Genomic DNA, 22,141 nt, shown 5'->3' with positions numbered 1-22,141 from the left:
TTTCAGTTTCCCGCGGCGCGAATAATCGCACCGAACTCATCTGCATTCAGGGAAGCTCCACCAATGAGCCCCCCATCGATATCCGGCATGCCGAACAGTTCGACCGCATTGGCCGCCTTCACGCTGCCGCCGTATAGAAGTCGCACACCTTGTGCAACTTCAGAATTCTCTGCCGCCAACTGAGCGCGAATGGCTGCATGCACATCCTGCGCCTGTTGCGGCGAAGCAGTCAGCCCGGTGCCAATGGCCCAGACCGGCTCGTAAGCGATTACTGCCTTTGCAAAAACACCGACACCCAGCTTCTCGATGACGCTGCCAAGCTGATGCCCGACAACTTCAAGAGTTTTACCGGCTTCACGCTGCTCGAGGGTTTCCCCTATGCACAACACGGGAATCAAGCCACATTCCTGTGCCGCTGCGAACTTGCGAATCAGTGTTTCATCATTCTCGCCGATGATCTGGCGGCGTTCGGAATGCCCGACAAGCACCAGGGAACAACCTTCATCAGCCAACTGACTCGGCGCAACTTCACCAGTCAATGCACCTTGCTTGGATTCCACCGCAGCGTTCTGCGCGCCGACCTTGATCGACCTCCCTTCCAGACCATCAATCACTTGATTGACATGCAAGAAAGACGGGAATACCGCTACATCAACACCGCTCGGCAAGGCCAAATCACGCAAGCCTTTGATCAGCTCAGCGACGCTGGCGCGGGTACCGTGCATCTTCCAGTTACCAGCTACCATAGGGCGACGCATGCTGTACCTCGTCGGTCAAAGTGGGCGCAGATGTTACCCAACACAATCATGGCTGGCAAGCCGAATTCAGGCAGAAACTTCAGTAACCAGTTTTGCCAGCTCTTCGGCGTAGCCGCGAACCTGTGTTTCGTCCTCGCCTTCGACCATAACTCGTACCAACGGCTCCGTACCGGACTTGCGCAACAGCACGCGCCCACGGCCCGCCATGGCTTTGGTCACGCGCTCGCTGGCCTCTTTGACCGACGGATGATCCAGCGGGCTCGCACCACCACCGAAACGCACATTGATCAACACCTGAGGACACTTGCGCAAGGACTGACGGGCTTGAGCCAGCCCCTCGGAGCGCGTCTTCAACGCCATCAGCACCTGCAGCGCTGCAATGATCGCATCACCGGTGGTGGTGTGATTGAAGCAAACGATATGGCCCGAGTTCTCACCACCCACCAGCCAGTTGCGTTCCAGCAGATCCGCGATCACGTAACGGTCACCGACGTTCGCACGTACAAAGGGAATCGACAGATCCGCGAGGGCCAGTTCCAGCCCGAGGTTACTCATCAATGTCCCGACCACGCCGCCTTTCAACAGGTCACGCTCATGCAGGTCGCGAGCAATGATGAACAAAAGTTCGTCACCATCGACGACGGCGCCTGTGTGATCGACCATCAGAACCCGATCGCCATCACCGTCGAAAGCAATCCCCAGGTCGGCGTGCTCAGCCAGCACGGCAGCCTGCAACTGCCCCATATGGGTGGAACCGCAGTTGTCATTGATATTGAGGCCGTTCGGCTGTGCAGAAAGCACGACAACGTCGGCCCCCAGCTCGCGGAACACGCTCGGCGCTACCTTGTAGGTCGCACCGTGAGCGCAATCGATCACGATCTTCAGACCCGAAAAGCTGGTACCGGTCGGCACGCTACTCTTGCAAAACTCGATATAACGGCCCGAAGCATCATTGATTCGCGACACTTTGCCGATCTTGCTCGACTCAACAACGGTCATCGGAGTGTCGAGCAATTCTTCGATCATGTGCTCGACTTCATCAGGCAGCTTGGTACCCTTTCCGGAGAAAAACTTGATGCCATTGTCATCATGAGGATTGTGCGAAGCGCTGATCACGATTCCGGCTTCGGCATGGAAAGTACGCGTCAGATAAGCGATGGCAGGGGTCGGCATCGGGCCCAGGAGCATCACGTCGGCACCCGCCGAAGTCAGCCCGGCCTCGAGCGCCGATTCGAACATATACCCGGAGATCCGGGTGTCCTTACCCACCAGCACCTTGCAGGCGCCCATTTTGCGGAACGCCATACCTGCAGCCCAGCCTAGCTTGAGCATGAATTCAGGAGTAATCGGATATTCGCCGACCCGACCACGAATCCCGTCGGTACCAAAGTATTTCTTAGTCATAAGTACTCCATCATTCTTATTCGGCTGATTCCACTGCAGCGATCATTCGCACCACATCGACGGTTTCGGCCACATCATGGACGCGCAATATACGCGCACCCTTGAATGAAGCCAGCGCCGCGAGTGCCAAGCTGCCATGCAGTCGCTCTCCGACCGGGCGATTCAAGGCCTGACCTATCATGCTCTTGCGCGAAACCCCGACCAACAGAGGGCGCCCGAAGACATGCAGGGCTTCCATATGTTTGAACAAACTTAGATTGTGCTGCAAGTTTTTGGCGAAGCCGAAACCCGGGTCCAGAATGATCCGCTCAGCCGGAATTCCGACCAATGCACACTGCGCCATTCGCTCGGCGAGAAACTCGCCCACCTCTTTGGTCACGTCCTGATAATGCGGATCGTCCTGCATGTCGCCCGGCTCACCAAGCATATGCATCAGACAGACCGGTAAACCGGTGTCCGCCGCCGCGTCCAGTGCGCCTTCTCGGCGCAACGCGCGGACGTCATTGATCAAACCCGCCCCCAGCCGCGCGGTTTCGCGCATGACGGCTGGCGTAGAGGTATCGACCGAGATGATCACATCCAGCTCGCGATTGATGCGCTCAACGATCGGCGCTACACGCTCCAGCTCTTCGAGGGGCGAAACCGCCCTGGCACCGGGCCGGGTCGATTCGCCGCCGACATCAATCAGCGTCGCGCCAGCCAACACCATTGCCTCAGCGTGGCGCAAGGCCGCATCGAGCTGGCTGTATTGGCCGCCGTCGGAAAAGGAATCAGGAGTGACATTGAGAATGCCCATGACATGCGTCTGGGCCAAATCAAGAACCCGGTTGCCGCAAGGCAACCGGGTCGAGGACTGAACAAAAGTCATTTCAAACCTTAAACGTCAGCAGCCGGACCGCCGATCGGTGTTTCTGGACGCGGATCCTGCACTGCCGGAGGTGTTCCGGAAGAACCGGTGCCGCCCGACCAGTCGCGAGGTTCGCGAGGCGTACGACCCGCCATGATGTCGTCGATCTGATCAGCATCGATCGTTTCATACTTCATCAGGGCATCGGCCATGGCGTCGAGCTTGTCACGGTTATCCGTGAGGATCTGTTTGGCCGTGCCGTAGCACTGATCAATGATGCTGCGTACTTCGGAGTCGATCAGCTTGGCTGTCTCACCGGAGAAACTTGCACTCTGACCACCGCCGCCGCGACCGAGGAACACTTCGCCCTCTTCTTCGGCATACATCAACGGACCGAGTTTTTCCGAAAGACCCCACTTGGTCACCATGTTCCGCGCAATCTGGCTGGCACGCATGATGTCGTTGGAGGCACCAGTGGTCACACCGTCGAAGCCCAGGGTCATTTCTTCTGCGATACGGCCGCCGTACAGCGAGCAGATCTGGCTGATCAATGCACGCTTGGACAGGCTGTAACGATCTTCTTCCGGCAGGAACATGGTCACACCCAGCGCACGACCGCGCGGGATGATCGACACCTTGTAGACCGGATCATGCTCTGGCACGACGCGACCAACAATGGCATGGCCTGCTTCGTGATAAGCGGTGTTCTGCTTCTCTTTCTCGGACATGACCATGGATTTGCGCTCTGCGCCCATCATGATCTTGTCTTTGGCCAGCTCGAACTCTTTCATTTCAACGATGCGCTTGCCGGTACGGGCAGCGAACAACGACGCCTCGTTCACGAGGTTGGCCAGGTCAGCACCGGAGAAGCCAGGCGTACCACGAGCAATCACCGCCGGAGCAACGTCGTCGCCCATTGGCACTTTGCGCATGTGGACCTTGAGAATTTGCTCACGACCGCGGATATCCGGCAGACCGACCACGACCTGACGGTCGAAACGGCCCGGACGCAGCAACGCAGGGTCAAGTACGTCCGGACGGTTGGTTGCGGCAATGACGATGATGCCGTCATTCATTTCGAAGCCGTCCATCTCTACCAGCAACTGGTTGAGGGTCTGCTCACGCTCGTCATGACCACCGCCCATGCCGGCACCACGATGGCGACCGACGGCGTCGATTTCATCGATGAAAATGATGCATGGCGCGTGCTTCTTGGCCTGCTCGAACATGTCGCGAACACGACTGGCACCGACGCCGACGAACATTTCGACGAAATCGGAACCGGAAATGGTGAAGAACGGCACTTTGGCTTCGCCGGCAATCGCCTTGGCCAGCAAGGTTTTACCGGTACCCGGAGGACCGACCATCAGCACGCCACGGGGAATGCGACCACCCAGACGCTGGAACTTGCCCGGATCACGAAGGAATTCGACCAGTTCGCCGACTTCTTCCTTCGCTTCGTCGCAACCGGCAACGTCAGCCAGAGTGGTTTTCACCTGATCTTCGGAGAGCAGGCGCGCCTTGCTCTTGCCGAAGCTCATCGGCCCGCCCTTGCCTCCGGCGCCGCCCTGCATCTGGCGCATGAAGAACATGAACACGGCAATGATCACCAGGATCGGGAAGCTCGCGACCAGGAGTTGAGTCCAGATGCTTTGCTGCTCAGGCTGCTTGCCTTCGACTACCACGTGGTTGTCCACGAGGTCGCCGATCAGACCGTTGTCCTGGATAGCGGGACGGATGGTCTTGAAGCTGTCGCCATCGTTGCGCTTACCGGTAATCACATAGCCATCAACGGCTACGCGCTCGACCTTGCCATCCTTGACCTGCTGGATGAAGTCGGAATAGTTGAGGGTCTGCGGCTCGTTAGGGCTGGAGAAGTTGTTCATCACCGTCACCAGGACAGCCGCGATGATCAACCACAGGATCAGATTCTTTGCCATATCGTTCAATTAACTACCCTCTGAAGCAAGCTCCGCTAATGGCGCGCGCTTCGCATGATATTCACCGGCCTAACTTACTACATTACCTACGGCTCTGGCAGGCGCCGTCTGTAACCCTTTGTGAAACACTTTCTACACAATATTCGCTAATGCTCACGGGACGAAATACGAAAATCCTATCGACCCGCAAAAAAACCTCGATTTACTCACTACGGCCGCGGTAGCCCCAAGCCAGCATGTATTGCTCGCGGGAACTGCCACGGGACGAGTCCGGCTTGATCATCTGGACCTTGTCGAATTTCTGACGAGCGTCCTTCACATAAGCATCAAACCCTTCGCCCTGAAACACCTTGATCACGAAATTACCACCCGGCTTGAGTATCCGAGCCGCCAGATCAAGCGCCAGCTCACATAGAAACATGGCTTTTGGCATATCCACCTCAGGCGTACCACTCATATTGGGGGCCATATCGGAAATCACAAGGTCCACCTGCGAATTACCCACGGCTTCAAGGATCTGAGCGAGCACTTCGTCCTGGGTGAAGTCACCCTGGATGAAAGTCACGTCCGGAATGCTGTCCATTTCCAGGATGTCCGAGGCGATCAGACGACCCTGACCGCCGATCAGCCGACTAGTGACCTGCGACCAGCCGCCAGGCGCCGCCCCCAGGTCGACAACGCTCATACCCGGACGGATCAGTTTGTATTTCTCCTGGACCTCCAGAAGCTTGTAACTCGCACGCGAGCGGTAACCATCCTTCTGCGCCTGCTTCACATAGGGATCATTGACATGTCTTTTCAGCCAACCAAGGCTTGTCTTGGAACGCGCCATTGGGCACCTCGATGATAAGGGTCGTGATTAATTGGGCGGATCCACGAACCCTCGGGTAAAATGGCCGCCATTTTACAGAATCCAGACTAAAGGGTCAGATTATGCCGCTCACTCAAGAGCAGAAGAAACAGTACAAATCCATTGGCCACCATCTGAAACCAGTGTTGATTGTGGCTGACAACGGTTTGACTGAAGGTGTGTTAGCCGAACTTGAACGCGCTTTGGCGGATCACGAGCTGATCAAAATCAAGCTCAACATCCTCGATCGCGAATCGCGCCTGGCGTCCATTGCAGAGCTCTGCAAGGCCGGCAAAGCGGATCTGGTTCAGGTCATCGGCAAGATGGCACTGATTTACCGCAAGAACTTCAGCGTCAACAAGCAGCTGTCGAACGTCCATCGCTTCAAATGATGGCAAGGGTCAAGGGTGTGCTTCGCGCACCCTGCCACTCCATCCCGGCACGGGCTGCAACACCAGCACCAACCCGGAAAAACCCAGAACCAGATAACTGAACACCTGCCAACGCACCGCATCCGGCCAACCGACACGCACCGCGACATACATCGCGCACGCATACAGCACCATCATCAGCAGTTGCCCACGAATATCGCGCCATAGACTGGCAAGGCCCTCGGCCTGAACCAGCACCAAAGCCTGAAAAATCACGCACGCTGCGGCGAACCCCACCATCAGCGAGTTCAGCATGCCTGCAATTTCGTCGATCAGCAGCGGCGCCAGGCCAATTCGGCCCAGCACCGGCAGCAGACCGATATGCAACAGCCACAGGCCACCGACCCACAACATCTGAGTCAGCTTCCAAAGCATCGCGCCCGCACGAAGCGGGCGCCTGCGGTTAGATGTGGCGAACTTCGACAATCTCGTACTCGATAACGCCACCTGGCGTTTTCACGGCGACCACATCCCCCTCTTCCTTGGCAATCAAGGCGCGGGCCAATGGCGAACCTACCGAAATCTTGCCGAGTTTGAAGTCAGCCTCATCCTCACCCACGATGTGGTAAGTGACGCGCTCATCCGTTTCGACGTTGGCGATTTCAACGGTGGTGCCGAAGATCACTTTGCCGGTGTGAGGAATGGTCGTGACGTCGATGATGACCTGATTCTGAATCCGGCCTTCGATGTCACGAATCCGCGCCTCGACCATACCTTGCTGCTCGCGGGCAGCGTGGTACTCGGCGTTTTCCTTCAAGTCACCCAACTCGCGGGCCGTACCGATGTCCTGACTGAGTTTCGGACGAACGACCTTGGTCAGATGAGCGTGTTCTTCTTCCAGGGCTTTAGCGCCCTTGACGGTCATTGGGTATTTGATCATGCCTTCAATCCTGCGTGTAGATCCTGCAAGCGGCGCACGGTCTTCTCGGGACCGAACTTCAGCGCTTCGCAGATAGCTTCGCCAGCAGCAATGGTGGTGGTGCAGTAGATCTTGTGCTGCAAGGCATTACGACGAATGGAGTAGGAATCAGCGATCGACTGACGACCTTCGGTGGTGTTGATGATCAGAGTGACTTCGTCATTCTTGATCATGTCGACCACGTGCGGACGCCCCTCGGTCACCTTGTTCACACGACGCACTTTCAGGCCTGCGGCTTCGATCAGCTTGGCAGTACCGGCAGTGGCGACCACTTCGAAGCCCAAGTTGATCAGATCACGGGCCACACCTGCAACCAGTGGCTTGTCGTCGTCACGCACGCTGATGAACGCGGTACCGCCGGTCGGCAGCACTTCGCTGGCACCCATTTGAGCTTTGGCAAATGCTTCGCCGAAGGTGTCGCCCACGCCCATCACTTCACCGGTGGACTTCATCTCTGGACCGAGGATCGGGTCCACGCCAGGGAATTTGGCGAATGGGAACACCGCCTCTTTCACGCTGTAGAAGTTCGGAATGATTTCCTTGGTGAAGCCGATTTCCTTCAGGGTTTTACCGGCCATGACGCGTGCTGCGATCATCGCCAGGGAAACACCGATGCACTTGGACACGAACGGCACGGTACGAGAAGCGCGCGGGTTGACTTCGATGACGTAGATGTCTTCGCCTTGCAGCGCCAACTGAACGTTCATCAGGCCGACCACGCCCAGTTCCAGGGCCATCTTCTTGACCTGTTCGCGCATCTCGTCCTGGATGTGGGCAGGCAGCGAGTACGGCGGCAGGGAGCACGCGGAGTCACCGGAGTGAACGCCAGCCTGCTCGATGTGCTGCATGATCGCGCCGATCACCACATCGGTGCCGTCGCAGACCGCATCCACGTCCATTTCGATGGCGCAGTTGAGGAAGTGGTCGAGCAGCACCGGGCTGTCGTTGGACACTTTCACTGCGTCACGCAGGTAGCGCTTGAGCTCTTCTTCTTCGTAGACGATTTCCATCGCACGGCCGCCCAGTACGTAGGACGGGCGCACCACCAGCGGGTAACCGATCTTGGCAGCGGCACGAATCGCTTCGTCTTCGCTGCGCACGGTGGCGTTTGGCGGCTGACGCAGGTTCAGACGCTCAACCATCTGCTGGAAGCGCTCACGGTCTTCGGCACGGTCGATGGCGTCGGGGCTGGTGCCGATGATCGGCACGCCGGCTTCTTCCAGGGCGCGAGCCAGTTTTAACGGGGTCTGGCCGCCGTACTGGACGATCACGCCTTTCGGCTTCTCGACCCGGCAGATTTCCAGCACGTCTTCCAGAGTCACTGGCTCGAAGTACAGGCGATCGGAGGTGTCGTAGTCGGTGGAAACGGTTTCCGGGTTGCAGTTGACCATGATGGTCTCGTAACCGTCTTCGCGCAGGGCCAGTGCCGCGTGTACGCAGCAGTAGTCGAACTCGATGCCCTGGCCGATACGGTTTGGACCGCCGCCAAGGATAATGATCTTGTCGCGGCCCGACGGCGCTGCTTCGCACTCTTCCTCGTAAGTCGAGTACATGTAGGCGGTGTCGGTGGCGAACTCGGCCGCGCAGGTGTCAACGCGCTTGTAGACCGGGAAGATCTCCAGCTTGTGACGGTGGCGACGCAAAGCTTTTTCGGTCACGCCCAGCAGCTTGGCCAGACGCATGTCCGAGAAGCCTTTGCGCTTGAGCTTGAACATCAGGTCGCGGTCTATGCTGGCCAGACCCAGGGTCTTGACCTTCTCTTCTTCCTTGATCAGATCTTCGATCTGTACCAGGAACCACGGGTCGATCATGTTCATGCCGAAGATGTCTTCGACCGACAGTCCGGCGCGGAATGCGTCAGCCACGTACCAGATGCGCTCGGCGCCCGGCACGGTCAGTTCGCGCTTGAGGATGCTCATGCTTTCCGGATTGCTCAGGTCGAGCTTCTCGTCGAGGCCGCAAACGCCAACTTCCAGGCCGCGCAGGGCTTTCTGCAGGGATTCCTGGAAGGTCCGGCCGATGGCCATGACTTCACCGACCGACTTCATTTGAGTGGTCAGGCGTGCGTCGGCTTTCGGGAATTTCTCGAAGGCGAAACGCGGCAGCTTGGTGACGACGTAGTCGATCGACGGCTCGAACGACGCCGGAGTAGCGCCCCCGGTGATTTCGTTCTGCAGCTCGTCCAAGGTATAGCCGATCGCCAGCTTTGCAGCGATCCGTGCAATCGGGAAACCGGTGGCTTTCGAAGCCAGGGCCGAGGAACGGGATACCCGCGGGTTCATCTCGATGACCACCATGCGACCAGTGTCCGGGCAGATGCCGAACTGGACGTTGGAACCACCGGTTTCCACGCCGATCTCGCGCAGTACCGCCAGGGAGGCGTTACGCATGATCTGGTATTCCTTGTCCGTCAGGGTCTGTGCCGGCGCAACAGTGATCGAGTCACCGGTGTGCACGCCCATCGGGTCAAAGTTTTCAATGGAGCAGACGATGATGCAGTTGTCCTTCTTATCGCGGACAACCTCCATCTCGTACTCTTTCCAGCCAATCAGGGATTCGTCGATCAGCAGTTCTTTGGTTGGCGAAAGATCCAGACCACGGGCGCAGATTTCTTCGAACTCTTCACGGTTGTAAGCGATACCGCCACCTGTACCACCCATGGTGAAGGACGGACGGATGATGCACGGGAAGCCCAGCTTCTCGAGCACTGCGTTGGCTTCTTCCATGCTGTGGGCGATACCCGAACGCGGGCAATCCAGGCCGATGGACTTCATGGCCTTGTCGAAGCGCGAACGGTCTTCAGCCTTGTCGATGGTGTCGGCGTTGGCACCGATCATTTCTACGCCGAACTTCTCCAAGACGCCTTCGCGCTCCAGATCCAGGGCGCAGTTCAGGGCGGTCTGGCCACCCATGGTTGGCAGCAGCGCGTCCGGACGCTCTTTCTCGATGATCTTGGCAACGGTCTGCCATTTGATCGGTTCGATGTAGGTGGCGTCGGCCATGTCCGGGTCGGTCATGATGGTCGCTGGGTTGGAGTTCACCAGGATGACGCGGTAACCCTCTTCGCGCAGGGCTTTGCAGGCCTGGGCGCCGGAGTAGTCGAATTCGCAGGCCTGGCCGATAACGATCGGGCCAGCGCCGAGAATCAGGATGCTTTTAATGTCTGTACGTTTTGGCATGGGTTTGTCACTCAAATCCGCAGGTCAGTCGGCAAGCCGTCTTGTTCAATCTGTGAAGCCTGAGGGGTCGCCGGTGTCGGGACCACCCTCAGGCTTTGCTGCATCAAAGCGAGCGATCAGCGTCGCTTGGCCATTTCGTTGATGAAGCGATCGAACAGTGGTGCTACGTCGTTCGGGCCAGGGCTGGCTTCAGGGTGACCCTGGAAGCTGAAGGCGCTCTTGTCGGTACGCTCGATACCTTGCAGGGTGCCGTCGAACAGCGATTTGTGAATCGCGCGAACGTTGGCTGGCAGGGTCGCTTCGTCTACCGCAAAACCGTGGTTCTGGCTGGTGATCATCACCACACCGCTGTCCAGATCCTGGACCGGGTGGTTGGCACCGTGGTGGCCGTGCCCCATTTTCAGGGTCTTGGCGCCGGAGGCCAGGGCCAGCAGTTGGTGACCGAGGCAGATACCGAAGACCGGAATCTCGGTTTCCAGCACATCCTTGATCGCCTGGATCGCGTAGTCGCAAGGCTCCGGATCGCCAGGGCCGTTGGACAGGAACACGCCGTCCGGTTTCATCGCCAGCACGTCAGCAGCAGGCGTTTGAGCCGGCACCACGGTCACGCGGCAACCGCGCTCGACCAGCATGCGCAGGATGTTCAGCTTGACGCCGTAGTCATAGGCAACCACGTGGTACGGCAGCTCGGAGGCTTCGATAGTCGCGTGACTGTCGGTTTTCAAATCCCACACAGTCGAACGCCACTCATACTTCTCCGTGGTGCTGACGACTTTCGCCAGGTCCATGCCTTTGAGGCCAGGGAAACCCTGAGCGGCGGCGATGGCGGCTTCTTCGGAAATGTTGTCACCGGCCATGATGCAGCCGTTCTGCGCGCCTTTTTCACGCAGGATGCGCGTCAGGCGGCGGGTGTCGATACCGGCGATGGCCACAACGTTGTTGGCTTGCAGGTAGTCGGACAGGGACATCGTGTTACGCCAGTTGCTCGCAACCAGCGGCAGGTCGCGGATAACCAAGCCAGCGGACCAGACGCGGTCGGACTCGGCGTCTTCCGGCGTGGTGCCGGTGTTGCCGATGTGCGGGTAAGTCAGGGTAACTATCTGTTGGGCGTAGGAAGGATCGGTAAGGATTTCCTGATAGCCGGTCATTGCGGTGTTAAACACCACCTCACCAACGGTTTGACCGTCGGCTCCAATGGCTTCGCCGCGAAAAATGCTGCCATCAGCAAGGGCGAGTATGGCTGGCTTAGTCAAGAAGACCTCCCGTAAATAAAGCCTGAAAGGGCGATCGCAGGTTGTAAAAAAGCGGAGTGACGTATGGACACGTCACCCCGCTTCTTCACTGAATTATTCTGCGCGCTTTTAGTGGACACACTAAAGCTGTAGCTTACAGAAAAAGGCATTTTTGGTCTACCGCCAATGAGCCTTAAAGGCCGGAGAATGCGACAGGACGTCGCTTGGCGTAATAAAACCGGGTCCAACGCTGGGCTGGAACCCGGTTTCGGGTGCATCTTAACGCAGGTCAAGCACGTCTTGCATGTCGTAAAGACCAGGCTCGCGACCGTCCAGCCACAACGCCGCACGCACCGCGCCCTTGGCGAATGTCATGCGACTCGACGCCTTGTGCGTGATTTCGAGGCGTTCCCCCTCACAGGCGAACAGCACTGTGTGATCACCCACCACATCCCCGCCGCGCACAGTCGCAAAACCGATCGTTTCACGCTCACGCGCACCGGTGTGACCTTCACGCCCGTAGACCGCCACCTTCTGCAAATCACGATCCAGCGCACTGGCAATCACTTCACCCATGCGCAGGGCCGTGCCTGAAGGTGCATCGATCTTGTGCCGATGGTGAGCCTCGATGATTTCGATATCCGCATCATCGCCCAACACACGAGCAGCCATGTCGAGCAGCTTCAGCGACAGGTTCACCCCGACACTGAAGTTGGCCGCGAACACGATAGGAATGTCCTTGCCCGCCTCAACCAGCAACTGCTTCTGCGCAGCGTCCAGACCGGTCGTGCCGATCACCATGGCCTTGCCTGCCTTACGGCAGAACGCCAGGTTTTTCAGCATGACTTCCGGGAGCGTGAAGTCGATCAACACATCGAACTCTTCAGCCACCGCTTCCACATGACTGGACAGCGGTACGCCGATACGCCCCAACGAAGCCAGCTCACCGGCATCCACACCAATCAGCGTGCTGCCGGGGCGCACGATGGCAGCGGTCAGGCCGGTCAGCGGCGCGCGCTGCTGCACGGCTTCGACCAGGATTTTGCCCATGCGGCCAGCAGCGCCCATCACAGCTATACGTCGCATGCTCACTCCTTACAGGTCGCCAAAGAAGCGCTTCACGCCTTCGAACCAACCGGTGGTTTTCGGCGAATGGCTGTTATCGTCCGCCAGAGAACTGCGGAACTCTTCCAGCAATTCGCGCTGACGACGCCCCAGGTTGACCGGGGTTTCGACCGCCACACGACACATCAGGTCGCCGGCACCGCCACCACGCACGGGCGCAACACCTTTGCCGCGCACACGGAATTGTTTGCCGGTCTGAGTCCCTTCTGGGATTTTCAGTTTGACCCGCCCATCGAGGGTCGGAATCTCCAGCTCGCCACCCAGCGCCGCATCGACGAAGCTGATCGGCACTTCGCAGAACAGGTGCTTGCCATCGCGCTGGAAGATCGCGTGCTCGCGCACATTGATCACCACGTACAGGTCGCCAGTCGGACCGCCCTGAGCACCCGCCTCGCCTTCGCCGGACAGACGAATGCGATCACCCGTGTCGACACCGGCCGGCACTTTCACGGAAAGTGTTTTGTACTCTTCAACGCGACCGTCACCGTTGCAGGAAGTGCACGGATCGGAAATGATCTTGCCCTGACCATGGCAGCGCGGACAGGTCTGCTGCACCGAGAAGAAACCTTGCTGCATGCGGACCTGACCGATACCGCCGCACGTCGGGCAGGTGACCGGCGAGGAGCCTTTCTTGGCACCCGAGCCATCGCATGGCTTGCAGTTGACCAGTGTCGGAACGCGGATGTTAACGGTGGTACCGCGCACCGCTTCTTCCAGATTCAGCTCCAGGGTGTAACGCAGGTCGCTGCCGCGCTGGGCGCCGCCACGAGCACCGCCGCGACCGCCACCGAAGAAATCACTGAAGACATCGCCAAAGATGTCGGAGAAATTCTGACCGCCAAACCCGGCACCGCCGCCACCCATGCTTGGGTCGACACCGGCATGACCATACTGGTCGTACGCCGCGCGCTTGCTGGAATCGGACAACACTTCGTAGGCCTCATTGGCCTCTTTGAACATCTCTTCCGACGCTTTGTCATCGGGATTACGGTCCGGGTGGTGCTTCATCGCCAAGCGACGGTAGGCCTTCTTCAGGTCCGCTTCGCTCGAGCCACGCTCAACACCCAATACTTCGTAATAGTCACGCTTTGCCATAAGTCTTTGCACTCTTAAGGACGTTCGACAAACCTCTCCTGAGCCTCGTCAAACTCGTTGAGCCCCAATACAGGCCCGGACCCAACTCACGTCAATTCAACGATCCTGGTCTTTGATTCATTGCAGTACTGTCGGCTCGAAAAGCAGGAGCATCTTCGGCCATACCGCCAACACACGAACGCTGTCGCATGCTGTAAAAATTCGTGTACTCCAGACACGCCAACGCGGGAGCAAGCTCCCGCGCGGCGACATCCTACCAGTCACCGCCTTAAGGCAGTCAACCGGGCGACCACTAACTTACTTGTGGTCTTTGACTTCTTCGAACTCGGCATCGACAACATCGTCGGCCTTCTCAGCCGATTCGCCTTGCGGTGCAGCGCCTTCAGCAGGCTGGGCCTGTTCGGCGTACATCTTCTGCGCCACTGGAGCGGAGACTTTCGACAGCTCTTCAACCTTGGCTTCGATGGCAGCCTTGTCGTCGCCTTTGACGGCGGCTTCCAGGGCAACCACGGCAGCTTCGATTGCAGTCTTCTCTTCAGCAGTCACTTTATCGCCAGCGTCTGCGACCATTTTGCGAGTCGAGTGAACCAGTGCATCGCCCTGGTTGCGGGCTGCTGCCAGCGCTTCGAACTTGCTGTCTTCCTCGGCATTGGCTTCAGCATCGCGAATCATCTGCTGAATCTCTTCCTCGGACAGACCGGAGTTGGCCTTGATCACGATCGACTGAGTCTTGCCGGTAGCCTTGTCTTTCGCGCCGACGTGCAGGATGCCGTTGGCGTCGATGTCGAAGGTCACTTCGATTTGTGGCACGCCACGTGGTGCTGGTGGAATCTCGGCCAGGTCGAACTTGCCCAGGGACTTGTTCTGAGCGGCTTGCTTACGCTCGCCTTGCAGCACGTGAATGGTCACGGCGCCCTGGTTGTCGTCGGCAGTCGAGAACACTTGCGATTTCTTGGTAGGAATCGTGGTGTTTTTCTCGATCAGCGCGGTCATCACGCCACCCATGGTTTCGATACCCAGGGTCAGCGGGCTGACGTCGAGCAGCAGAACGTCTTTCACGTCACCGGCCAATACGGCGCCCTGGATGGCAGCACCCATGGCAACGGCTTCGTCCGGGTTCACGTCTTTACGTGCTTCTTTGCCGAAGAACTCGGTCACCAGCTTCTGAACCAATGGCATACGGGTCTGACCGCCGACCAGGATCACGTCGTTGATGGCGCCAACGTCGATGCCGGAGTCTTTCAGAGCGATGCGGCAAGGTTCGATGGTGCGTTGAACCAGGTCTTCTACCAGCGCTTCGAGCTTGGCGCGGGAGATTTTCACGTTCAAGTGCTTAGGACCGGTAGCGTCTGCAGTGATGTACGGCAGGTTCACGTCGGTCGACATGCTCGAGGACAGTTCGATCTTGGCTTTTTCAGCGGCTTCTTTCAGGCGCTGCATGGCCAGCGGATCACCCTTGAGGTTCATGCCGCTTTCTTTCTTGAATTCGTCGACGAGGTAGTCGATCAGACGAATGTCAAAGTCTTCACCGCCCAGGAACGTGTCACCGTTGGTGGCCAATACTTCGAACTGGTGCTCGCCATCGACTTCAGCGATTTCGATCACGGAAACGTCGAAAGTACCGCCGCCCAAGTCGTAAACGATCACGGTGTGATCGCCTTTCGCCTTGTCCATACCGTAAGCCAGAGCGGCTGCGGTCGGTTCGTTGATGATACGTTTAACGTCCAGGCCCGCGATGCGGCCGGCGTCTTTGGTCGCCTGACGCTGGCTATCGTTGAAGTAGGCCGGAACGGTGATCACCGCTTCGGTCACTGGCTCGCCGAGGTAGTCTTCGGCGGTCTTCTTCATTTTCTTCAGAATTTCAGCCGAGATTTGTGGCGGCGACATTTTCTGGCCGTTGACTTCTACCCACGCGTCGCCGTTGTCAGCCTTGGCGATTTTGTAAGGGACCATCTTGATGTCTTTCTGTACGACTTCTTCGTCGAACTTACGACCGATCAGACGCTTCACCGCATACAGGGTGTTGTGCGGATTGGTCACAGCCTGACGCTTGGCCGACTGGCCAACGAGAATTTCGCCATCGTTCGCGTAAGCGATGATCGACGGCGTGGTACGCGCGCCTTCAGCGTTTTCGATTACTTTGGCTACGCCGTTTTCAAGCACGGAGACGCAGGAGTTGGTAGTCCCCAGGTCGATACCGATAATTTTGCCCATGTTCACTCTCCCGAAACTTTGGATTTGGTTGCCGCAGCAGTGGTGGCTAACTGCGGTAGCACTTAAACGCTTGACTTCTAAATGGGGGCCTTGCGGCTAATTTCAAGCCTGCTCGTCAATAGAAGGCGAAACTGGCGCAGGGGCCTTGCTGACCACGACCATGGCCGGGCGCAGCAGACGACCGTTGAGCTGATAGCCCTTCTGGAACACCTTGAGCACGCTGTTCGGCTCGACGTCGGCGCTTTCCTGCATGGCCATTGCCTGATGTTGAACGGCGTTGAACGGTTCTCCATGCGGATCGATCGCCTCCAGCTGATAACGCTTCAGGGTGTCCTGGAACATTTTCAGGGTCAGCTCGATGCCTTCGCGCATTGGACGGATGCTTTCGTCGTCCGGGCTGGACAACTCCAGGCCACGCTCCAGGCTGTCGATGATCGGCAGCAAATCGCCTGCGAATTTTTCCAGGGCGAATTTGTGCGCTTTTTCTACATCCTGCTCGGCGCGGCGGCGGACGTTCTGCAGATCAGCTGCTACACGCAAAGCCTGATCCTGGGCGCCAGCCAGTTGCTCTTCGAGCACTTGTACACGGGCCGCCAGATCACCACCCGAGTCCTGGGCAGCCTGATCGGCGTCTAGATTTTGCGTATCCACTGTCTGTTCGTCAGCCATAGATTTCTCCTTTCAATTTCGTCCGCGAGCTCAACTCGCGCTTCTGTCCCGGTATATGGGGCCGCAAAAATCAGCTTCAAGGGGCTCGTTATGATTAACCCTACAAAAAACAGCTGCATTGTCATTCCTCAATGGGCTAACGATTTCGTCGGATCAAGCAAATCGAGCTAAGCGAGGGCATTGTCAGGCGCAAATAAAACACTGTATAAATAACCAGACCTAAAGCCTGGGAGCGGCCTTTATGCTGGTGCACCTGTCCGTACACAACTATGCCATCGTCGAACATCTCGATCTCGAACTCGATCGCGGGATGAGCGTGATCACGGGTGAAACCGGCGCCGGGAAGTCGATCATGCTCGACGCCCTGGGCCTGACTCTGGGCGATCGCGCCGACAGTGGCGTCGTCCGCCCCGGTGCCGACAAGGCCGACATCCTGGCCACCTTCGACCTGGTCGACATTCCTGAAGCCAGTGCCTGGCTGGCCGAGCGCGACCTCGAAAGCGATGGCCCATGCATCCTTCGCCGGGTGATCACTGCCGAAGGACGTTCGCGCGGCTATATCAACGGCACGCCCTGCCCGCTCGGTGATCTCAAGTCCCTGGGCGAACTACTGATTGATATCCACAGCCAGCACGAACACCAATCCCTGCTCAAGACCGACACTCACCGACGCCTGCTCGACGAGTATGCCGGTGCCACCGACCTTGCCCGTCAGGTTCAGCTTGCCGCCCAGCGCTGGCGCCAGACCCGTCAGGAGCTGGAGCGCCTGTCCAACTCCGGCGATGAGCAGCGCGCACGCCATCAATTGCTGAGCTATCAACTCGAAGAGCTGGAAAACCTCGGCCTCGGCGAAAACGAACTGGAGCAGTTGGAGCAGGAACACAAGAACCTGACCAACGCCGAAACCCTGCTGGGAATCTGCCGACAAGTGGTCGAGCAGTGCAGCGAAAGTGATTCCGGCAATGTCCTGAATGCCCTGACCGCCAGCCTGAATCGGCTGTCGAGCGTGAACAACTCGATTGGCGCGCTGGGCGAAGCCAGCAGTTTGCTGACCAGTGCACAGATCCAGGTTGAAGAAGCCGTGGGCGAGCTGAATCGCTTTCTCGACAACTTCGATGCGGACCCGGCGCGTCTTCAATACCTGGAAGAACGCCTCGATGCGATCTACACCATGGCGCGCAAACACCGCATCCAGCCCACCGAAGTGGCCGAAATGCAGCAGCGGTTGCTGGATGAAATCGAAACGTTGAATGCGAACGACGAATCCATCGAACGACTGAGCGATGAGCTGGCGTCCTATGCTCGCCATTACCAGGAGAAGGCTCGAGAACTCAGCGACCTGCGCCATCAAGCCTCCAGCAGTCTGGCCAGCGCCGTGGAGCAGGAAATTCAGCGACTGGGCATGCCCGGAGGTCGCTTCACCATCGAACTGCGCCCCAACAGCAGCGATGAGTTGCTACCCAACGGGCTCGAACAGGTAGAGCTGCTGGTGAGCGCCAACCCCGGCCAGCCCTTGAAAGCCTTGGCAAAAGTAGCCTCGGGCGGCGAGCTCTCGCGGATCAGCCTCGCGATTCAGGTGATCACCGCGCAGACCTCACGCGTACCGACACTGGTATTTGACGAAGTGGACGTGGGTATCGGCGGACCGACTGCGGAGATTGTCGGCCAGCTGCTGCGTCGCCTTGGCGAGCGCGGGCAGGTGTTGACGGTGACTCACTTGCCACAAGTGGCGGCGCAGGGTCATCAGCATCTATTTGTGCACAAGGTGCGTGGCGAGGATGCGACCCACACGGCCGTCTCCAAGCTCAGCAAGAATGATCGCGTCGAAGAAGTCGCACGGATGCTGGGCGGCATCGACTTGACCAAGGAATCCCTGGCCCACGCGAAAAAAATGGTCGTTACCGCAAAAATCTAAGCTTCGCACGCGAGACATGCAGGAGCCGGCTTGCTGGCGATGGATGCGCCGCGTTTAATCAGATCCTACGCGTTATCGTCAACGACCATCGCCAGCAAGCCGGCGCCTACAGGAGGCCGAGTGCCAACCAGCGAAGGCCGCAAAACATCTAAGGCCGGCAGAAAGCACGAAGGCGACCCTGGGGTCGCCTTCGCTCGTTTCGCGAACCTGAAGTTCGCGCGACATGCTTACTTTTTCTTGCGCACGTACAGCACAAGATTGTGATCAACCATCTCGAAGCCATACTTGTCGACGATCGCTTTCTGCAGGCGCTCGATTTCTTCGTCGAAGAATTCGATCACTTCACTGGTCTCGACGTTGACCATATGGTCGTGATGCTTGCCGTCGTCCAGCTCGAAGACCGCATGGCCTCCGTCGAAGTTGTGCCGCACCACAAGGCCAGCTGCCTCGAACTGGGTCAGTACACGGTAAACCGTGGCCAGACCGACGTCCTCACCAGCCTCCATCAGCGCCTTGTAAACATCCTCGGCACTCATGTGGCGTTGCTCGGCGGAATCGAGCATTTGCAGAATCTTGACCCGTGGAAGGGTCACTTTGAGGCCGGCTTTGCGTAGTTCGCTATTTTCAACCATGGTCAGCTTTCTCGCGATGCTGCTTCGCAGCTTCTCTTAATGCGGGTATGATCGGCGTTTACGTTGTCCCAGCCAAGATAGTGGAAGTCGCCCACCGATGCAAAACACCAAGCTCTTGCTAACCAGTTTCACCTTTGTGGGACTGCTCGCACTCGCCGGTTGTTCATTCCCCGGGGTTTACAAAATCGACATCCAGCAGGGCAATGTCGTCACGCAGGACATGATAGACCAGTTACGCCCGGGAATGACCCGTCGGCAAGTACGGTTTATCATGGGCAACCCTCTGCTGACCGACACGTTCCATGCCGATCGCTGGGATTATCTGTATAGCCTGCAACCGGGTGGCGGTGAACGCCAACAGGAACGCATTAGCGTTATCTTCAACCCAAATGACCAACTTGTCAGCCTCTCCGGTGATTTCATGCCAGGCGTGAGCCGGGACGAAGCCATTCTCGGCAAGGACAGCGGCACTACCGTGACCGCACCTGCAGAAAACGCCGAGAAGCCGAAACCGGAAAAACCGGTCAAGCCGGGTTCGTTGCTGGATCAGATCCAGAAGGACGTAGACGGCGTAGAAACCGTACCGGTCCCGACGCCAGAACCGCTGGAAACCTCGCCGCAATAATTTGCGACGCAATAAAAAACCCGGAATGTCCGGGTTTTTTATTGTCTGCCGTTTGGCACATCACTGATTCCGCGCTTTGGCCTCGGCAGCCTTGGCGGCACGAAGCCGGCGAACCTCTTTCGGATCGGCCAGCAGCGGTCGATAAATCTCGATGCGATCCCCCGCCTGTAGCTGACGAGTATCAGGATCGATGACCACCTTGCCGAATATCCCCACAGGGCATTCAGCCAGGTCCAGCTCAGGAAACTCGCGATCTACCCCCGACGCCAGCAAAGCCGCCCGCACTGTCGTCCCCGCTGGCACGGTCACACTTAGAAGCACCTGACGATCAACGGCGGCATACACCACCTCGACTTCGATCACGACCTCAACCATGCATCTGCTTGGCGCGCTGGCAGAATGCATCCACCAGCGTATTGGCCGCCTGATTGAACAATGGCCCCAACGTTGCGCGGACAATCGGCCCTGCATAGTCGAACGAAAGGTCCAGGCTGATCTTGCAGGCCTTGTCGGTCAACGCCTTGAACACCCAGATGCCGTGCAACTGAGTGAACGGACCTTCCTCGAGATTCATTTCGATCGATTGCCCGGGCACCAGCGTGTTGCGCGTTACGAAATGCTGGCTGAGGCCACCTTTGGCCACACCAACGCTTGCACGCATGTGCTCGATAGAGCTTTCCAGGACTTCGGCCGACGAGCACCACGGCAGAAACTCCGGGTAACGCGCCACGTCATTGACCAAGTCATACAGCGCTTGCGCCGGATACGGCAGCAGGGCCGAACGTTGAATGTGTGTCGTCATGTCAGCGTCACTTCCACAGCTGGGCGGCAAACACTACGAGAATGCCGATGGGCGCTACATAGCGCATCAAAAACAGGGACAGATTGAACAGCATGGGGCTGCGGATCGACAACTCGTCGCGCACCGCTTCACGCCCCATCACCCAGCCCGCAAACACCACGAAACACAAACCACCGAGAGGCAGCATGATCCGCGAGGTGAAGAAATCGATCACGCCAAAGAAATCCAGGCCGCCGGCCGCACCCCATTGATAGAGATGGAACATCCCGCCTTCGTTCACGAAAAACTTGGCTTCCTTCCAGATATTGAAGGAAAACACAGTCCCAAGACCGACGAACCAGCATGTGAATGCCAGCCAGAACGTCACCCAGGCGCGACTGACTTTAGTACGCTCAACCAGGTAAGCCACCATCGGCTCCAGCAACGAAATCGCCGAACTCCAGGCCGCAATCGCTACAAGCACGAAGAACACTACGCCCATCAACTGGCCAAACGCTACGTTGCCAAAGGCAAATGGCAGGCTGACGAACATCAGGCCAGGGCCTTCACTCGGATTCAGGCCGGCAGCAAACACTATGGGAAACAACGCCAGGCCGGCCACGAGAGAAACAAAGGTATCGAGCAGCGCTACTCCGACGACGGTGCCTGAAATCGACGAGTCTTTCGGCATGTAAGCGCCGTAGATCATGATCGAACCCACGCCTACGCTGAGGGAGAAGAACGCATGCCCCATGGCGGGCAACAAACCGTCGAGGACTTTTTCCGGGTGGAAGTCGAACATGAAATGCACGCCCTCCATGAAATGGCCGGTGGTCATGCTGTAACCCAGCAGCACCAGGATCATCACAAAGAGCAACGGCATCATGATCCGCAGGCTGCGTTCAAGCCCGGCAACGACGCCTTTGGCGATCACAATGGCGGACAGCAGCATAAAAATCGTGTGCCAAAGTGTCAGGCGCCATGGATCGGCGATCACCTTGCCAAAGTACGCGCCGACCTGATCAGGCGTTACACCCTGGAAATCACCGCGCCCCATGTCGATGATGTAATCCAGCGACCAGCCGCCGACAACGCTATAGAAAGACAGGATCAGCAGCGCTGTGATCATCCCGGCGAACGCACCCCAGGACCACTTGCCCGAATGCCCCGCCTCCAGCGCCAGCACCTTCAACGCGTTGGCGGGACTTTGCCGGGCACGCCGGCCGATCAGGGTTTCCGCCAGCATGACCGGCACGCCGATCAGTGCGATACAGGCCAGGAACATCAGCACAAACGCACCGCCGCCGTAGACCCCGACCATGTACGGGAACTTCCAGATGCTACCCAGGCCCACGGCCGAACCGGTCGCGGCGAGTATGAAGACCCAGCGGCTAGCCCAACTGCCGTGGACAGAAACCTTGTCTGTCGACATCGTTACCACGTCCCAGCATTGAAAAAAGAGGGCGCATTGTCCGGGATTCAATCAACCTGCTCAAGCACGCTGCGTCACCGTAGCCGACTCGCT

General features: G+C 58.1%; 20 protein-coding genes. 3 read left to right on the top strand and 17 right to left on the bottom strand.

Going from position 1 to position 22,141, the window contains the following annotated elements:
• Positions 1–2: 2 nt before the first annotated feature.
• From tpiA to rlmE, 5 genes are all read right to left on the bottom strand, one after another.
• Entirely contained in the window at positions 3–758 is a 756-nt protein-coding gene (tpiA, locus tag PMI01S_RS20230) for a triose-phosphate isomerase (RefSeq protein WP_084321848.1), read from the bottom strand.
• A gap of 66 nt (positions 759–824) precedes the next feature.
• Positions 825–2,162 carry a phosphoglucosamine mutase gene (gene glmM / locus PMI01S_RS20225; RefSeq protein ID WP_084321847.1) on the bottom strand — a complete coding sequence of 446 codons (1,338 nt, stop codon included), beginning with the start codon at positions 2,160–2,162 and terminating at the stop codon, positions 825–827.
• Between the two features lie 16 nt (positions 2,163–2,178).
• Positions 2,179–3,030: a dihydropteroate synthase gene (folP, locus tag PMI01S_RS20220; protein ID WP_084321846.1), complete on the bottom strand. Its 852-nt coding sequence runs from the start codon at positions 3,028–3,030 to the stop codon at positions 2,179–2,181.
• Positions 3,031–3,038: 8 nt separating this feature from the next.
• Positions 3,039–4,949, bottom strand: a complete 1,911-nt coding sequence (gene ftsH / locus PMI01S_RS20215) for an ATP-dependent zinc metalloprotease FtsH (RefSeq protein WP_084321845.1) — start codon at positions 4,947–4,949, stop codon at positions 3,039–3,041.
• Positions 4,950–5,151: 202 nt separating this feature from the next.
• Complete coding sequence (rlmE, locus tag PMI01S_RS20210; protein ID WP_007900501.1) at positions 5,152–5,781, bottom strand: 23S rRNA (uridine(2552)-2'-O)-methyltransferase RlmE; 630 nt, start codon at positions 5,779–5,781, stop codon at positions 5,152–5,154.
• 101 nt (positions 5,782–5,882) lie between these two features.
• Here rlmE and PMI01S_RS20205 point away from each other — a divergent pair, with 101 nt between their 5' ends.
• Entirely contained in the window at positions 5,883–6,191 is a 309-nt protein-coding gene (locus PMI01S_RS20205) for a YhbY family RNA-binding protein (protein ID WP_017336468.1), read from the top strand.
• Positions 6,192–6,200: 9 nt separating this feature from the next.
• Here the strand turns inward: PMI01S_RS20205 and PMI01S_RS20200 are convergent, their stop codons facing one another.
• The 8 genes from PMI01S_RS20200 to grpE all read right to left on the bottom strand — a co-directional run bounded on the left by PMI01S_RS20200 (position 6,201) and on the right by grpE (position 16,663).
• The gene (locus PMI01S_RS20200) at positions 6,201–6,605 is read right to left on the bottom strand and encodes an MFS transporter (protein WP_084321844.1); all 405 of its coding nucleotides are present in this window, start codon (positions 6,603–6,605) and stop codon (positions 6,201–6,203) included.
• A gap of 28 nt (positions 6,606–6,633) precedes the next feature.
• Positions 6,634–7,110, bottom strand: coding sequence for a transcription elongation factor GreA (gene greA, locus PMI01S_RS20195; protein WP_019651075.1), 477 nt, complete (start codon positions 7,108–7,110; stop codon positions 6,634–6,636).
• On the bottom strand, positions 7,107–10,328 hold the full coding sequence (carB, locus tag PMI01S_RS20190; protein ID WP_084321843.1) for a carbamoyl-phosphate synthase large subunit: 3,222 nt from the start codon (positions 10,326–10,328) through the stop codon (positions 7,107–7,109). Before carB ends, greA begins: the two co-directional genes overlap by 4 nt.
• A gap of 116 nt (positions 10,329–10,444) precedes the next feature.
• Positions 10,445–11,581: a glutamine-hydrolyzing carbamoyl-phosphate synthase small subunit gene (gene carA / locus PMI01S_RS20185; RefSeq protein WP_084321842.1), complete on the bottom strand. Its 1,137-nt coding sequence runs from the start codon at positions 11,579–11,581 to the stop codon at positions 10,445–10,447.
• Between the two features lie 258 nt (positions 11,582–11,839).
• Complete coding sequence (dapB, locus tag PMI01S_RS20180; protein ID WP_084321841.1) at positions 11,840–12,646, bottom strand: 4-hydroxy-tetrahydrodipicolinate reductase; 807 nt, start codon at positions 12,644–12,646, stop codon at positions 11,840–11,842.
• Between the two features lie 9 nt (positions 12,647–12,655).
• Positions 12,656–13,780: a molecular chaperone DnaJ gene (gene dnaJ, locus PMI01S_RS20175; protein WP_084321840.1), complete on the bottom strand. Its 1,125-nt coding sequence runs from the start codon at positions 13,778–13,780 to the stop codon at positions 12,656–12,658.
• 297 nt (positions 13,781–14,077) lie between these two features.
• On the bottom strand, positions 14,078–15,994 hold the full coding sequence (gene dnaK / locus PMI01S_RS20170; RefSeq protein ID WP_017336462.1) for a molecular chaperone DnaK: 1,917 nt from the start codon (positions 15,992–15,994) through the stop codon (positions 14,078–14,080).
• Positions 15,995–16,096: 102 nt separating this feature from the next.
• Positions 16,097–16,663 carry a nucleotide exchange factor GrpE gene (gene grpE / locus PMI01S_RS20165; RefSeq protein ID WP_084321839.1) on the bottom strand — a complete coding sequence of 189 codons (567 nt, stop codon included), beginning with the start codon at positions 16,661–16,663 and terminating at the stop codon, positions 16,097–16,099.
• Between the two features lie 241 nt (positions 16,664–16,904).
• Here grpE and recN point away from each other — a divergent pair, with 241 nt between their 5' ends.
• Positions 16,905–18,578 (top strand): DNA repair protein RecN, encoded by a 1,674-nt coding sequence (gene recN, locus PMI01S_RS20160; RefSeq protein ID WP_084321838.1) that lies wholly within the window; start codon positions 16,905–16,907, stop codon positions 18,576–18,578.
• A gap of 227 nt (positions 18,579–18,805) precedes the next feature.
• Here recN and fur read toward each other — a convergent pair whose 3' ends face one another.
• Positions 18,806–19,210 carry a ferric iron uptake transcriptional regulator gene (fur, locus tag PMI01S_RS20155; RefSeq protein ID WP_003197684.1) on the bottom strand — a complete coding sequence of 135 codons (405 nt, stop codon included), beginning with the start codon at positions 19,208–19,210 and terminating at the stop codon, positions 18,806–18,808.
• A gap of 97 nt (positions 19,211–19,307) precedes the next feature.
• Here fur and PMI01S_RS20150 point away from each other — a divergent pair, with 97 nt between their 5' ends.
• Positions 19,308–19,835: an outer membrane protein assembly factor BamE gene (locus tag PMI01S_RS20150; protein ID WP_084321837.1), complete on the top strand. Its 528-nt coding sequence runs from the start codon at positions 19,308–19,310 to the stop codon at positions 19,833–19,835.
• 60 nt (positions 19,836–19,895) lie between these two features.
• Here PMI01S_RS20150 and PMI01S_RS20145 read toward each other — a convergent pair whose 3' ends face one another.
• The 3 genes from PMI01S_RS20145 to PMI01S_RS20135 are packed head-to-tail and all read right to left on the bottom strand — an operon-like array spanning position 19,896 to position 22,048.
• Positions 19,896–20,210: an RnfH family protein gene (locus PMI01S_RS20145; RefSeq protein ID WP_084321836.1), complete on the bottom strand. Its 315-nt coding sequence runs from the start codon at positions 20,208–20,210 to the stop codon at positions 19,896–19,898.
• Positions 20,203–20,637, bottom strand: coding sequence for a type II toxin-antitoxin system RatA family toxin (locus PMI01S_RS20140; protein ID WP_084321835.1), 435 nt, complete (start codon positions 20,635–20,637; stop codon positions 20,203–20,205). Before PMI01S_RS20140 ends, PMI01S_RS20145 begins: the two co-directional genes overlap by 8 nt.
• Before the next feature lie 7 nt (positions 20,638–20,644).
• Positions 20,645–22,048, bottom strand: a complete 1,404-nt coding sequence (locus tag PMI01S_RS20135; protein WP_084321834.1) for a sodium-dependent transporter — start codon at positions 22,046–22,048, stop codon at positions 20,645–20,647.
• Positions 22,049–22,141: the final 93 nt, after the last annotated feature.

Origin of the sequence: Pseudomonas migulae NBRC 103157 (assembly GCF_002091715.1) — a bacterium.
GTDB classification, from domain to species: Bacteria; Pseudomonadota; Gammaproteobacteria; order Pseudomonadales; family Pseudomonadaceae; genus Aquipseudomonas; species Aquipseudomonas migulae_A.
This window is presented reverse-complemented; position numbering and strand designations above follow the sequence as displayed.